Here is a 14,817-nt window from a genome sequence, read left to right on the forward strand (position 1 = left end):
GTCAAAGGAAGCGGTCGATGCAAAAAGGGGTGATGTCGATGTCGGTGCGCCCGTGCACGATCAGGTCGGCGACCAGGCGGGCGGTGACCGGCGCCAGCGTGTAGCCGTTCGAGGTCACCGCGTTGTAGAAGCCGGGCAGGCCGGGCACGCCGCCGATGATCGGCGCGCCGTCGATGTTGACGTTCATGCCGGCCCAGCAGCGCACCATGTGCAGGCCGCTGACGGCCGGCAGAACCTGCCGGGCCACCCACAGGCCGCCCTCGATGCTGGCGCGCTCGGCGCGGTTCAATCGCATGCCTTCGTGGAAGGCGGCGGTCCAGCCGCCGCCGATGATCAGGCCGCCGGTGGCCGCCTGCTTGAGGCTCAGGTGCCGGTCGGCGTGGGCGATCAGGTGGTTGACCAGCGGCGGGGCCGGCTCGGTCACGATCATCTGCAGCGGCGCGCCCTTGACCGGAATCTTCACGCCGAGCATGTCGCCGACCGTGCTCGACCATGCGCCGCTGGCGTTCACCACGCGGCCCGCGTGGATCGTGCCGCGCGAGGTGTGGACCACGAAGCCGGCACCGTCGCCGGGCAGGCGTTCGATCTCGCGCACGTCGCAGCCGCGCAGGAAGCGCGCGCCTTGCTGTTGGGCGCGCGTCGCCACTGCGTAGGTCGCGCGCAGCGGATTGATCTTGCCCTCCATGGGGCACAGTTCGGCGCCCAGCAGCTGGTCCGACAGGGCGGGCGAGAGCCGGCGCAGTTCGCTGCCGTCGATCACCTGGGCATCGATGCCGTGGCTGCGTTCGAGCGCGGCCTTGGCCTCGATGAAGCGCATGCCGGCCTCGCTGTCGGCCACCATCAGGCCACCGGTGATCTTGATCTCGAGGTCTTCGCCGCAGTCGGCCTCGATGGCCTGCCACAGCCGCACCGACATCGGCCCGAGCGGCAGGGTGGCCGCGGCCGGGCCGCCGCCTTGCTGCGCCTTGGCACCGAAGTCGAAGGACAGCAGCTGCACGTGCAGACTGCCCGCGTTGGCGCCCGAGGCCTGCAGGTTGACGTCGTCGCGATCGACCACGGTGACGTCCTGGCCGGCCTTCGACAGGTAGTAGCCCAGGCAGGAGCCGAGCACGCCGGCGCCGATCACGAGCACGTCGGTGCGGACCGTGCCGAAGGGGGCGTGCTCGACCGGCCGAGCGAGGTTCGGCGTGATCGCGGGCTTGTGTCCGCCCCATTCGGGCTTCTCGAAGCCGAGCGCGCCGGCCGGCACCGGCTTGGCCGGCGGCCGGGGCGCGAAGTACTGCTCGACCTCGAGCGGCCGGCCCGTCATCTCGCTGACCAGCTTCGCCGCCGTGACCGCGCAATAGCGGCCCTGGCAGCGTCCCATGCCGAGCCGCGTGTTGCGCTTCAGCGCGGCGAGCGTGTCGCGGCCGGCGCGGATCTGTTCGCGCACCGAGCCGAAGCTGATCTCCTCGCAGCGGCACAGCAGCGTGTCGTCGCTGACCGCGGCCAGCGCGACGGGCGGCGCTTCGTAGAGCGACCACAGCGCCTGCTGGAAGCATTCGGCCTGGCGCAGCCGGCCCTGCGCCTTCAACGGGTCGGACGCCCGCAGGCCGAGGTTGCGCGCCGCCGCCACGCCGGCCAGCGTGCCGCGCGCCAGGGCCACGCGCGAGCCGCCCATGTCGGCACCGTCGCCGACCACGAACACACCCGGCAGGCTGGTCGCCCCGTCGTCGCCTGTGACTGTCGCGAGGTAGCCGAGGTGCCGCTCGGCAACGCGGTGCTCGCAGCCCAGCATGCGCGCCAGTTCGGTCGAGGGGATGAAGCCGTAGCCCAGGCACAGCGTGTCGGCCTCGAAACGCAGCGCCGGGGAGGGCGTGGCTGCGCCGTAGGCGTCGAGCCGAGCGGCCTGCACGGCCTGCAGTTCATCCGTGCCTTCGGCTGCGACCACCGCATGGCCCCACAGCAGCGGCACGTTGCGGGCGCGCAGCTGGCGCATATAGCTCCAGCCCTGGCGCAACAGATCGGGCGCGGTGCGCGCGGCAGCGAGCAGCTGCCGCCAGTCGCGCATGCTCGGGCGGCTGGCCGATTCGAGCACCGCCACGACCTCGGCGCCGCCGGCCAGCAGTTCGGCTGCGAGCTGCAGGTTCAGCGGTCCGTTGCCGGCGATCACCACGCGGCGGCCTGGCGCGACCCGGTAGGCGCGTGCCAGGGTCTGGGCGGCGCCCGTCGTCATCACGCCCGGCAAGGTCCAGCCGGGGAAGGGCACCGGCCGCTCGTAGGCGCCGGGCGCGATCACCAGTTGCCGGCAGCGGATGTGGGTGGCCCGGCCGTCGATCAGGGCGCTGACTTCGTTCGGCGAGAAAGCCGCCCAGACCTGGGCGCCCTGATGGATTGCCACGCCGGAGGCGAGCACCTCGCGCTCGAGCGCGAGGCCGTCCGCGAACTGCCGGTCGGGCGGGCTGGCGGCCCGGTGCGACGGCGCCAGCGGCTTGTAGAACTGGCCGCCGGACTGCAGCCGTTCGTCGAGCACCAGCACGCGGGCCCCGGCGCGCCGGGCCGCGAGGGCCGCCGACAGGCCAGCCGGGCCGGCCCCGACCACCAGCACGTCGACCTCGCGCTGCGCCGGCTCGGCCCCCGCATCGGGTGCCAGGGGCATCAGCGGATCTTCCGGCATCCCGGCCGGCATCGTCGAGCGGATCTGCTGGCCGTGCGCCACTTTGGTCAGGCAGGCACGCTGGCTGGCCTGGCCGTCGATCGTCACCAGGCAGTCGAAGCAGGCGCCCATGCCGCAGTAGAGGCCGCGCCTACCGCCGTCGCGCGTGGGCCGCAGCTGCCGCAGGTGGCTGGCCGCAAGCGCGGCGGCGACGGTCTCTCCTTCGAGTCCGTCGACGGGCTGGCCGTCGTACCAGAAGCGGATCGGGCGTCCGCCGGTGGCGATGGAGGAATGGGTCAGTCTGGCGCTCATGAATTCGGTGCGAAGCAAAAAAACCACTTTGACATGGTTCAATGTATACGTATACTAACCGTATACAAATACTTCGTCACCCGATTTTTCACCGAGGACTGGCAATGACAGCGTTCCGAGGCACCTATACGGTGCTGATCACCCCCATGACCGCCGACGGAAAGCACGTGGACGTGCCGGCCCTGAAGAAGCTGGTCGACTGGCAGATCGAGGAGGGCATCCACGGGCTGATCCCCCTGGGAAGCACCGGCGAATTCCTGTCGTTGACGCCGGACGAGCGGCAGCTGGTGATCGAAACCTGTGTGCAGACCGCTGCAAAACGCGTGCCCGTGCTGATCGGCACCGGCGCCGAATGGACCGACGAGTGCGTGCGGCTGAGCCGCGAGGCCGAGACCATGGGCGCCGACGGCGTCATGATCATTCCGCCGTTCTACAGCACCCCCACCGACGACGAGCTGTTCGAGCACTACCGCAAGGTGGGCGAGGCGATCAGCGTGCCGATCATGGTCTACAACAATCCGGCCACGGCCAATGTCGACCTCAAGCCCGAGCTGGTGGCGCGCCTCTCGCGCATCGACAACTGCAAGTACATCAAGGAGTCGACGCTCGAGGTCACCCGGGTGCGCGACATCATCGAGTTGTGCGGCGACCGCATGACGGTGTTCGCCGGCATCCTGGGCTACGAGTCGTTCTGGCTCGGCGCCCAGGGCTGGGTCGCGGTCTGCTCGAACCTGATCCCGAAGATGTCGGCCCGCCTGTTCGAACTCGTGGCCGACAAGCAGGACATGCCCGCGGCGCTGGCGCTCTACAAGGAGATGCTGCCGATCGTGCGCTGGGTCGGCGGCCACCGCTACGTCGCCGCGTCGAAGGACGGCCTCACGATGATGGGCCTGCCGGTCGGCAAGCCGCGGGCGCCGCGCCTGCCGCTGCCAGAGGCCGATGCCGTCGACCTGCGGCGTGAACTCGACCGCCTGGGCCTGCTCGGCTCCATTGCCGCGTAGTCGGCGCCCGACCCCGTTCCCACCTTTCGCTTCGTTCCATCTCCACCAGGAAACCACCATGAAACTGCTTCCCGCTCTCACATCGGCCACGGCTCTTTTCATCCTCGGCACGGGGCTGGCGAACGCCCAGGCCTGCAAGCCGGCGGTGCCCGACTCGGCCCTGGTCAAGAAGGGCACCCTGACCATGTCGGTCAACCCGACCCTGCCGCCGATGCAGTTCGTCGACCAGACCGGCGCCCTCAAGGGCATGCGGGTGGAGCTCGGCGAGGCGATCGCCAAGCGCCTGTGCCTGACGCCCGAGTACGTGCGCATCGAGTTCTCGGCCATGATCCCGGGCCTGCAGGCCGGGCGCTGGGACGTCATCAACACGGGCATCTTCTACACCGACGAGCGCGCCAAGCTGATGCAGATGCTGCCCTACGAAGACCAGGCGATCAGCATCAGCACCGCCAAGGGCAACCCGCTCAAGATCACCAAGCCCGAGGACCTGTCGGGCAAGAGCATCGGCGTCGAGATCGGCGGCTTCGAAGAGCGCAAGGCGCGCGAGCTCGACAAGCAGCTGACCGACAAGGGCATGAAGGGCATGACCATCCGCACCTTCGAGAACTTCGCCATGGCCTTCCAGGCGCTGCGCGCAGGCCAGGTCGAGGTGGCGCTGTCGATCGACTCGACCGGGGCCGAATACCAGAAGCGCGGCGACTTCGACCGCGTGCTGAACGGCCTGTTCCCGACCCCGGTCGCGCTGGCCGCCAAGAACAAGGAACTGTCGGTCGCCATGGCCAAGGCCCTCAACGACATGAAGGCCGACGGCAGCTTCCAGAAGCTGTTCGACCAGTACGGCGTGAAGGCCATCGACGGCGCCGTGGTCGTCAAGGGCCCGGCGAGCTGATCGGTCCGCACCCACACCATCGAGTCAGAAAAGGGAAGTCCATGGGACAAGGCTGGAGCTGGTCGGGGTTTGCCGACTATCTGTTCAATCCGTACATCCTGAGCGGCGCGCTGACCACGCTCTGGCTCACCCTCGCGTCGATCGCGGGCGGCCTGGCCGTGGGGTGTGCGCTGGCCTTGGCCCGACTGTCGCGCCACCCGTGGCTGGCGGCGCCGGCCCACTTCTACATCTGGGTCTTCCGCGGCACGCCGCTGCTGGTGCAGCTGATCATCATCTACACCGGGCTGCCGCAGCTCGGGCTCAAGCTGTCGGTGGTCGAGTCGGCGCTGCTGGGCCTGATCCTGAACGAAGCCGCCTACCTGGCGGAGGTGGTGCGCGGCGGCATCCAGTCGGTGCCCGCCGGCCAGACCAACGCCGCGCGGGCGGTCGGCTTCAGCAGCGCCCAGGCGATGCGCTACATCGTGATGCCGCAGGCGATGCGGCTGATCATCCCGACCTTGGGCAACAGCATCAACGGCCTGCTCAAGACCACCTCGATCACCTCGGTGATATCGATGGAAGAACTGCTGCGCCGGACCCAGGTGCTGATCCAGGAGAAGTTCATGGTGCTGGAGCTGTTCGTGGTGGCCGCCATCTACTACTTGCTGATGACCACGGTGTGGGACTTCATCCAGCGCCGGATCGAGCGCCACTACGGACGCGCCTACGGCAACGCCAGCACCGGCGCGCCGGTGGTGCCAGACGCCGCGGTGCTCGAACAACGCTAGCCGGAACCGCGCCATGAACACCTACGACCTGATCCTTCGAAACGCCGACATCGCGACCGTGGGCGACCGCTACCGCGCCGACATCGGCGTGCGCGACGGCCGCATCTGCGCCATCGCGCAGCAGCTCGACGGCAGCGCCGCGCGCGAGATCGATGCCGCGGGCCGGCTGGTCACGCCCGGCGGCGTCGACGGCCACTGCCATTTCGACCAGCCGACCAGCGACGGCTCGCGCTTTGCCGACGACTTCTTCACCGGCACCCGCTCGGCGGCCTGCGGCGGCACCACCACGGTGCTGCCGTTCGCGGCGCAGCAGAAGGGCCACAGCATCCAGGAGGCGGTCGACGACTACCACCGCCGCGCCGAAGGCAAGGCGGTGATCGACTACGCCTTCCACCTGATCGTCGCCGATGCCACCAAGGACGTGACGCAGCGCGAGCTGCCGGCCCTGATCGAGAAGGGCTACACCTCCTTCAAGATCTACATGACCTACGACGACCTGAAGCTGGCCGACCGGCAGATCATCGAGGTGCTGGCGGTGGCGCGCAAACACGGCGCGATGACCATGATCCACGCCGAGAACAGCGACTGCATCGCCTGGCTGACCGAGCAGCTGCTCGATGCCGGCCTGACCGCGCCGCGCTACCACTCGAGCTCGCGGCCGATGGCGGTCGAGCGCGAGGCCACCCACCGCGCGATCGCGCTGGCCGAGCTGATCGACACCCCGATCCTGATCGTCCACGTCTCGGGCCGGGAGGCGGTCGAGCAGATCCACTGGGCGCGCGGGCGCGGGCTGCCGATCCATGCCGAGACCTGCCCGCAGTACCTGTTCCTGAGCGCGGAAGACCTGGGGATCGATCCCGACGACCCGATGCATGGCGCGCGCTGCATCTGCAGCCCGCCGCCGCGCGACAAGGGCAACCAGCAGTTCATCTGGAACGGCCTGTCGAGCGGGCTGTTCACGATCTTCTCGTCCGACCACGCGCCGTTCAACATGCAAGGCAGCGACGGCAAGCGGGTGGCCGGCGACGACGCCTCGTTCGACCGCATCCCGAACGGCATTCCGGGCGTCGAGACCCGGCTGCCGCTCTTGATGAGCGAAGGCGTGATGGCCGGGCGCATCGACATCCACCGCTTCGTCGAGCTCACGGCCACCAACCCGGCGCGCCTCTACGGGCTCTATCCGAAAAAGGGCACGATCGCGGTCGGCGGCGATGCCGACTTCGTGGTCTGGGACGTCTTCGCCGAAGGCAACGAGAAAGTCATCGCCAACGACATGCTCCACCATGCGGCCGACTACACGCCCTACGAAGGCATGAAGCTGCGGGCCTGGCCCGGCGTCACGGTGTCGCGCGGCCGGGTGGTCTGGCAGGACGGCGTGTTCTCGGCGGCGGCCGGCTCGGGCCAGTTCCAGCCCTGCCTGCGGCCGCGCGCGCCCAATGCGACCAACCCGCTCGACAAGTGGCTTTGAAGTTTTCGCGTCGCACCGCATCGGCCTGCTAAGCTTTTCCCCGTCCCTTCGTGGAAACCGTCCATCTCCGCATGCCAAGCCTCCCCAGCCCCGCGCAACCCGCCACCATCACCATCGCACCGCTCGAGGTGCGCTCCGCCAGCCTGGCCGAGCAGGCCTATGCGAGCCTGCGCACGCTGATCCTCGACCGCAAGATATCGCCCGGCAGTCCGCTGCAGGAGGGGCGTCTGGCGGAAGACCTGCGCATCTCGCGCACGCCGATGCGCGAGGCGCTGGTGCGGCTGGCCGGCGAGGGCCTGCTGGTGCGGCGCGACGCGCGCTCCTATGCGGTGCGGGCCCTGGGCACCAAGGAGTACTTCGACTGCATGCGCGCGCGCGAGGTGATCGAGTGCGAGGCGATCGTGCTGGCGGTCGGCAAGATCACCGATGCCGAGATCGACGCGCTCGAAGCCGACCTCAAGGCGCTCGACAGCGGCGACCACGACGAGACCGACCACTGGCATTTCGACGACCGCTTCCACCAGCTCATCTCGACGGCCAGCGGCAACGTGGTGTTTCCGCGGCTGGTCGAAGAGCTGCGGGTCAATGCGCGGCTGTTCCGCCTGCACAGTCCGCTGCATCGCCAGCGCGAGAACCACGACGAGCACGGCGAGATCATCCAGGCCTTGCGTGCGCGCGACCCCGAGCGCGCACGGGCCGCGATGCGCGAACACCTGCGCAGCCTTCAGGAAGACGTCAAGCGCGCGATCATCGAGTGAGGTCCGAGCCGAGCGGCGGCGCCACCTCCTCCAGCGGCTTGCGCTCGGCATCGACGGCGTAGCGCAAGGCCAGCAGGCCCGCGAAGATCACCAGCCCGGCGCCGATCGCGTAGCCGACGGCGACCGCGCCCCGGCTGCCGGTGTCGATCAGCGCGCCGAACAGCACCGGCGCGACGAAGCCGCCGGCGCCGGTGCCCACCGCATAGAAGATCGAGATCGCGACCGCGCGCATCTCGAGCGGAAACACCTCGCTGACCGTGAGGTAGGCCGAACTGGCGGCCGCCGATGCGAGAAAGAACACGGCCGACCAGCACAGCGCCTGGCTGCGGGCGTCGAGCCATCCCTGCATGAAGGCCCAGCCGGTCAGCGCCAGGCCGACCCCCGACAGCACATAGGTCAGCGCGATCATCCGGCGCCGGCCGACGCGGTCGAACAGCGGGCCCAGCAGCAGCGGGCCGAGCACGTTGCCGAGCGCGAAGGGGAAGATATAGAGCGCGACCCTTTCGGCCGGCACGCCGTGGAAGCGGGTCAGCACCAGCGCGTAGGTGAAGAAAATCGCGTTGTAGAAGAAGGCCTGCGAAATCATCAATGCCAGCGCCACCGCGCTGCGCCGCGGGTAGCGCCGCAGCAGCACCTGGGCCACCTCGCGCCAGGCGGGGCTGGCGCGGCCGCCCAAGCTCAGGTGGCCGACCGCCGGCGCGAGCGGCCCGTGCTGCGCGCTCACCTGCGCCTCGATCCGCTGCACGATGCGCTCGGCTTCCTCGGCGCGGCCGTGCGCGATCAGCCAGCGCGGGCTCTCGGGCACGTCGCGCCGCACCAGCAGGATGGCCACGGCCAGCAGCGCGCCGAGCCCGAAGGCGGCGCGCCAGCCCCACACCGGGCCGAGCACCTGCGGATCGAGCAGCCACAGGCTCAGCCCGGCGCCGAGCGCGGCGCCGATCCAGAAGCTGCCGTTGATCGCCAGGTTGACGCGGCCGCGCACCCGCGCCGGGATCAGCTCGTCGATGGCCGAATTGATGGCCGCGTACTCGCCGCCTATGCCCAGGCCGGTGGCGAAACGGCACAGCGCGAAGAAGACGAAGTTGGGCGAGAAGGCGGTGGCCAGCGTGGCCGCGGCATAGACCGCCAAGGTGATGAGGAACAGCTTCTTGCGGCCCAGACGATCGGCCAGGCGACCGAACACCAGTGCACCGATCACGGCGCCGCCGATGTAGAGCGAGCCGGTCCAGCCGATCTGCGCCCCGCTCAAGCCCAAGGTGTCGGGCCGTTCGAGCACGCCGCCGATCGATCCGACCAGGGTCACCTCCAACCCGTCGAGCACCCAGGCCACGCCGAGCGCGATCACCACGCGCCAGTGCCAGCGCGACCAGGGCAGGCGGTCGAGACGGGCCGGGATGTCGGTGCGGGTCATCGCGGCCAGTCTAGGCAGTGTCGCGGCGGGTCTCCGTCGGACGAGAACCCTACATCGACCAGATGCGCGGCGGCTCGCCGGTCATGTGCCAGAGCTCGGCCCGCCACGCCTTCCAGACCTGGCGCAGCAGCTGCATCGCCGGCTCGACCACCGGGGCCAGGACGCGCAGCACGATGATCTCCGGATGCGGGCTGGTGGCGCCGGCACGCTCGTTCAACGCATGTGCTTCGATCAGCGCGCGGGCGGCGTCGAGCGCCGCATCGCGCCGCGCGCGCGGCAGCGGCGTGCCGGCGACGAAGAAGATCGACGCCAGGCAGCGCTGCCCCGCGAGCCCGAGCGGGCTCTGCAGCAGGCGCCCATCGGCGGCGTCGATGCGCCCGCGCTCCAGCCATCGGCCCGGCGCCTCGATGTGCTGCTGCAGCGTGCCGTGTTCGAAGGGCTTGCCCGCGTTCGGCAGCCCGAGCGCCGTGACGTCCCAGCCGATCAGCTCGGCGCCCTCGGCGACGCGCAGGGTCAGCCGGTTCTCGGCCCGGCAGCCGCTGAAGCAGATCGCCTCCAGCGGCAGCCATTCGAGTCGGGCACCGGTCTCGAGGTGCAGGTCGGTGCGCTGCAGCGCCAGCTCGCCGTCCGAGCGGTAGAAGCGCGAGGCGCCGGGGGTGGTGATCAGCCCGTGGCTGCCGGCTGCGGCGCGCACCCGGATGTCCAGCGTGTCGCCGCCGACCAGCCCGCCGGGCGGGTGCACCAGCACGTTGTGGCAGACCGCATCGCCCTCGGGGTAGAGGCTCTGCAGGATGCGCAGCGGGCCTTCGTGGCGAAAGCGGGCCACGCTGCGGGCGTGTTCAAGTTGGTAGTCGAGGTCGAGTCGCGCGTGCCAGGGCATGCCAGCGAGTGTAGGGACTCGGAGGAGCGACTCAGAGCAGCGACTTCTCTTGCGCCCGGGCCAGCGCGCCGATCCGGTTCTTGACGCCCAGCTTGGCGAAGATGTTGTGGAGGTGCCATTTCACGGTGGCCTCCGAGAGGAACAGGCTCTGTGCCAGCTCGCGGTTGCCGAGGCCGGCCTTGAGAAGCCGCAGGATCTTGATCTCGCGCTCGGTCAGTTCCTCGGCCTCGCTGCGCTCGTGCGGCGGCTCCGGCGCCGCGGCGGCGACCGGCGTGCGGCCCGCGGCTGCGAGCAGGCGGCGCAGGTAGTCGTCGACGCCGGGCGATGCCACCGGCCGCCGGGCGGCGATCGACTCGACCAGGTCGAGCAGCTGCGGCTCGGCATCGACCAGGCTGCGCAGCAGGCCGCAGCGGGCGGCCAGGGCCAGCGCATCGTCGAGCGTGCGCAGCGCCAGGGCCTTGTCGTGCGAGCGCTGCTGGTGCAGGGCCCGCAGCAGCAGCAGGCGCGCCTGCTGCGCCTGGTGGCCATCGCGATGGGCGCGCCGCAGCGCATCGTTGAGGGCGCCGGCCACGGGCGCGCCGCCGCCTTGGGCCAGCCGCAGCCGCAGGATGGCCAGGTCGACGCTGTCTTCCTCGGCGGCCACGGCACCGGCCGGGGCCGCGCCGCCGTGGCCGATGAAGCCGTAGGACTGCGCGAGCTTGAGCGCATCGTCGAGCGAAGCCACCGAAAGGCGCAGCACGCAGCGCTCGGCGGCCAGGATGCGCGCCAGGCGCGGCAGCCTCAGGCGGTGGCCGAGCGATTCGCCTTCGAGCAGGCAGCTGTCGGCGCCCGCCAGGTCACCGCGCACGCGCAGCAGCCGAGCCCGCGTGAGGTAGCCGGCGGCGCTCATCTCGACCAGTCCGTGCTCGTCGATGAAAGGCAGGCCGAGGTCCAGGTAGCGCTGGGCCTGCGCGAGCTCGCCCTGCTCGTAGCAGACCTCGGCCGCGAGCAAGGTCAGCATCGACCCCGCGTAGGAAGCGACGCCCAGGCTGGGCTCGACAGTCGCCAGGCCGAGGCGGGCCTGGGCCATTGCCTCGGCAAAGTCGCCGCGCCGCATCGCGATCACCATCGCCAGCGCGCTGGCCCAGGCCAGGCCGTAGTGGGCGCCGCATTCCTCGAAGGCGCGGCGCGCGATCGCGAGCGCCTGCAGGCCCTGCTCGAAGGCGTCGGTGGCCGAGCAGCCGGCCGCCAGCACGTTCGCCACCACGCCGGTGCGGAAGGCTTCGGCCCGGGGCCAGGACTTGAGCCAGGCCTCGCTCGCGGATTTGGCCAGGAGCGGCTGGTCGGACAGTGCGAAGTACACGCACCGGATCATCTCGACCACGCAGCGCACGCCGTCGTCGCCATCGTCGGCGCAGGCGCTTTCGAGCGCGCGCAGTTCCTGGTCGGCCTCGGCATGGCGTCGGGTCAGCACCAGCGACCAGGCATGGCCGGTGCGGATCTTGGGCCGCGCATGAACCAGCGCCTGCGGCAGCCGCGTGAGCCAGCCGAGCAGCGTCGCGTGCTCGCCGCGGTACTGCACCAGCTCGCCCGAGAATTCCGCCACCAGGTCGGCGGCGCGTTCGATGTCCTGGCCGTCGAAGGCATAGCGCACCGCCTCGTGCGGCAGCCGATGCCGGTTGAACCAGTCGCTGGCGCGAAGGCAGATCGCCCGCGCCGCCTCGCCCGGGCGCTCCTTGCCGCGCCCGCGCAGGTAGTCGGCGAACAGGTGGTGGTAGCGGAACCAGGTGCGCGAGCGGTCGAGCCCCGAGAGAAACAGGTTGCGGGCCTGGATCTCGGCCAGCATCGCATGGCTGTCGTCGCGCCGCAGCACTTCGTCGCAGAGCTCGGCGCAGAAGCGGTCGAGCCCCGCCGTGTCGAGCAGGAAATCGCGCAGCGCGGGCCGCAGGCTGTCGAGCACCTGCTCGCCGAGGTAGTCCGTGATGTCGCGGTCGGTGCCCGAGAACGCCGCCAGGAACGCGCCCCGGTCGCCGCTCTCGCGCAAGGCCAGCGAGGCCAGCTGAAGGCCGGCGATCCAGCCTTCGGTGCGCTCGTGCAGCGTCTGGAGCTGGCTGCGCTCCAGCGGCGCGCCGCTGACGCGGCCGACGAAGTCGGCGGCCTCGTCGAGACCGAGCCCGAAATGCGAGGCGTCCAGCTCGAGCAACTCGCCGCGCAGCCGCAGCTGGCTCAGCGACAGCGGCAGCCGGGTGCGGCTGGCGATGACCAGGCCGATGGTCGGGGGCAGGTGGCCGATCAGCCATTCCAGCTTGCGGTGCACACCGTCGTCATGCACCAGGTGGAAGTCGTCGAGCACCAGCAGCAGCCGATGGTCGTGGCCCATGAGGTCGTGCAGCAGCGAGGCGACCACCGCATCGGGCGAGGCCATCGTGCCGCCGTCGGTCTGCGCCAGCGCGCTGCGGCCGAGCCGGGCATCCGCGTGGTGCAGGGCGGCGGCGACATAGCGCACGAAATGCAGCGGATCGTTGTCCTCGGCGTCGAGGCTGAGCCAGGCGCAGGTGATGCCGTGCGGCTCCAGCTGTGCGACGAACTGGGCCAGTGCCGTGGTCTTGCCGTAGCCGGCCGGCGCGGTCGCGCTGATCACGCGCTGCATCAGGCCCGCGTGCAGCCGCGTCGAGAGCGCGGAGCGCGCGAGCAGGCGCAGCGACAGCTGCGGCGGCGCGAGCTTCGATTCGACCAGCACGGCCGCCGATGCGGGTCTGTCTCCGGACTTGCCTGTCGCCCGCGCCATGGGGGTTCCTTGCTGCAACGAGGGGCGATAAGTGTGCCTCATCCGGTGCGCCAGGCAAGCGTCCAGTGCACCGGCAGGGCGGCCAGCCCGGCCTCCGCCGCCCGCATGCGCGCTTCGGCGTCAGGGCCGCCGGGCCGTGCGGCGGTGATGCGGGCTTCCAGCCCGTGCTTCGGATGCGGCTCGACCGCGACCTGCACCTCGACCTCGCCGCAGGCGGCGCGCACCGCCTCGGCCAGCGCCCGCGCGATCGCCTGCTGGCGCAGCGCGGGCTTGAAGATCTTGTTGACCGCGGTCAGCGGCATCGCGTCGAGCACCACCACCTCGACCGGCACCGCCGCCCGCTCGGTGATCGTGCTGCGCGCATGCGCGAGCAACTCGGCCGGATCGCACCGGGCGCCCTTGCGCAGGGTCACGTAGGCCATCGGCAGTTCGCCGGCGTGCCCATCGGGCTTGCCCACGGCGGCCGCGATATCGACCGCCGGATGGCGCATCAGGCCTTCCTCGATCATGGCCGGGTCGATGTTGTGGCCGCCGCGAATGATCAGGTCCTTGGCCCGGCCGGTCAGCCAGAAGTAGCCCTTGGCATCCTGCCGTCCGAGGTCGCCGGTGTTGAGCCAACCGTCGGCCAGGCAGACGCCGCGGTTGTCGCTGTCCTTCACGTAGCCCGCGAAGACGAAGGGGCCGCGCAGCAGAATCGTGCCGATCTCGTCGACCGCGGCCTCGCGCTCGACCTCGCCGTCGGCGCCGAGTTGCGCCACCTTCATCTGCTGGTAGGGCAGGCGCAGGCCGATGGAGCCGATCGCGCGTTCGCCGTCGCGCGGGTTGATCGAGCTGACGCAGGTCGCCTCGGTCATGCCGTAGCCCTCGAGCAGCTTGAGGCCCGTGGCTTGTTCGAAGCGCTGGAACAGCTCGGGCGCGAGCGGCGCGGCGCCGCAGATCGCGAAGCGCAGCGAGCCGATGTCGGCGCCGTCGCGCGGCACGTTGAGCAGGGCGGACAGCACCGTCGGCACCGCACTGAAGAAGGTCGCCCGATAGCGCTCGACCGACCGCCAGAAGGCCGCGAAGGTGCGCGGGTCGCGATAGCCCGCGGGCGACAGCAGCACCACGTGTGCGCCGACGCCGAAGGCCGCGAGCCCGGTGATCAACATCGCGTTCGAGTGGAACAGCGGCAGGCCGCACAGCAGCGTGTCGCCGGCGCCGATGTCGGCGACGGTGGTCAGCGACCAGGCATTGGCGGCTTCGTTGAAATGCGTGCGGCGCGCCAGCTTGGGCGTGCCGGTGGTGCCGCCGGTGTGGAAGTACGAGGCCACGTCCTCGCCCCCGGGCGGCGTGCCCAGCAGCCTGTCGCCCGGCTGCTGGGCCAGCAGGGCGTCGAAGTCCAGCGCCCAGGGCGGGCACAGGCCGAGACCGCCGATGCGCAGGACGGCGCGCAGCGTCGGCACGCGCTCGCGCAGGGCCTCGACCTTCTCCCAGATGCCGGGCTGCGCCTGCCGCCCCAGCGCCACCAGAACCACGGTGCCCGCGGCGTTGAGGATGCCGGCCATGTGCTCGACTTCGAGGAACGGGTTGACCGGGTTCACGATGCCCGCGGCCTCCGCGCCCCAGAGCGTGAAGTGCGTCTCGGGCAGGTTCGGCAGCAAGTACGAAACGACGTCGCCGCGCCCCACGCCCAGGCCCGCGAAGACGTTGGCCGCCTGCGTGATGCGCTGTAGCAGCGTGGCGTAGTCGAAGCGCGTTTCGCCGTCCGCCGGATCGCCGGTCGGCACGAAGGTCAGGGCCGGTGCGCCGGGCGTGGCCGCCGCTTGCCGCGCGATGGCGGCGTAGCTCGACACCGGCCGCTCGAGGCGGGCCTCGATCGGCACTGCCTCCAGCGCCTCGACGTCGGCCAGATTGCGCAGGGGCGTCCGAAGGCTCGTCATCTGCGGCGGC

At 70.8% G+C, this 14,817-nt stretch carries 10 protein-coding genes; 5 read left to right on the forward strand and 5 right to left on the reverse strand.

The window, feature by feature from the left end:
* Position 1: 1 nt before the first annotated feature.
* Positions 2-2,947 carry an FAD-dependent oxidoreductase gene (locus tag AC1DF3_RS07510; protein WP_478139255.1) on the reverse strand — a complete coding sequence of 982 codons (2,946 nt, stop codon included), beginning with the start codon at positions 2,945-2,947 and terminating at the stop codon, positions 2-4.
* A 104-nt stretch (positions 2,948-3,051) separates the two neighbouring features.
* On the opposite strand from AC1DF3_RS07510, the gene AC1DF3_RS07515 reads away from it, so the two are divergent.
* The 5 genes from AC1DF3_RS07515 to AC1DF3_RS07535 all read left to right on the forward strand — a co-directional run bounded on the left by AC1DF3_RS07515 (position 3,052) and on the right by AC1DF3_RS07535 (position 7,830).
* The gene (locus AC1DF3_RS07515) at positions 3,052-3,948 is read left to right on the forward strand and encodes a dihydrodipicolinate synthase family protein (protein WP_478139256.1); all 897 of its coding nucleotides are present in this window, start codon (positions 3,052-3,054) and stop codon (positions 3,946-3,948) included.
* A gap of 58 nt (positions 3,949-4,006) precedes the next feature.
* A complete protein-coding gene (locus AC1DF3_RS07520; protein WP_286536730.1) occupies positions 4,007-4,837 on the forward strand; it encodes an ABC transporter substrate-binding protein in 831 nt (276 codons plus the stop codon).
* 41 nt (positions 4,838-4,878) lie between these two features.
* Entirely contained in the window at positions 4,879-5,604 is a 726-nt protein-coding gene (locus tag AC1DF3_RS07525) for an amino acid ABC transporter permease (RefSeq protein WP_478139257.1), read from the forward strand.
* A gap of 13 nt (positions 5,605-5,617) precedes the next feature.
* Entirely contained in the window at positions 5,618-7,072 is a 1,455-nt protein-coding gene (gene hydA / locus AC1DF3_RS07530) for a dihydropyrimidinase (protein WP_286536728.1), read from the forward strand.
* A 71-nt stretch (positions 7,073-7,143) separates the two neighbouring features.
* Entirely contained in the window at positions 7,144-7,830 is a 687-nt protein-coding gene (locus tag AC1DF3_RS07535; RefSeq protein ID WP_286536727.1) for a GntR family transcriptional regulator, read from the forward strand.
* Here AC1DF3_RS07535 and AC1DF3_RS07540 read toward each other — a convergent pair.
* From AC1DF3_RS07540 to AC1DF3_RS07555, 4 genes are read right to left on the reverse strand one after another with little or no spacing between them, the layout of a single operon-like run.
* Complete coding sequence (locus tag AC1DF3_RS07540; protein ID WP_478139258.1) at positions 7,820-9,241, reverse strand: MFS transporter; 1,422 nt, start codon at positions 9,239-9,241, stop codon at positions 7,820-7,822. The genes AC1DF3_RS07535 and AC1DF3_RS07540 overlap by 11 nt on opposite strands.
* 49 nt (positions 9,242-9,290) lie before the next feature.
* On the reverse strand, positions 9,291-10,121 hold the full coding sequence (locus AC1DF3_RS07545; protein ID WP_478139259.1) for an urease accessory protein UreD: 831 nt from the start codon (positions 10,119-10,121) through the stop codon (positions 9,291-9,293).
* Between the two features lie 31 nt (positions 10,122-10,152).
* Positions 10,153-12,888 carry a winged helix-turn-helix domain-containing protein gene (locus AC1DF3_RS07550; protein ID WP_478139260.1) on the reverse strand — a complete coding sequence of 912 codons (2,736 nt, stop codon included), beginning with the start codon at positions 12,886-12,888 and terminating at the stop codon, positions 10,153-10,155.
* A gap of 38 nt (positions 12,889-12,926) precedes the next feature.
* Positions 12,927-14,807 (reverse strand): acyl-CoA synthetase, encoded by a 1,881-nt coding sequence (locus AC1DF3_RS07555; RefSeq protein WP_478139261.1) that lies wholly within the window; start codon positions 14,805-14,807, stop codon positions 12,927-12,929.
* Positions 14,808-14,817: the final 10 nt, after the last annotated feature.

This window comes from Variovorax sp. 10N432 (assembly GCF_056394465.1).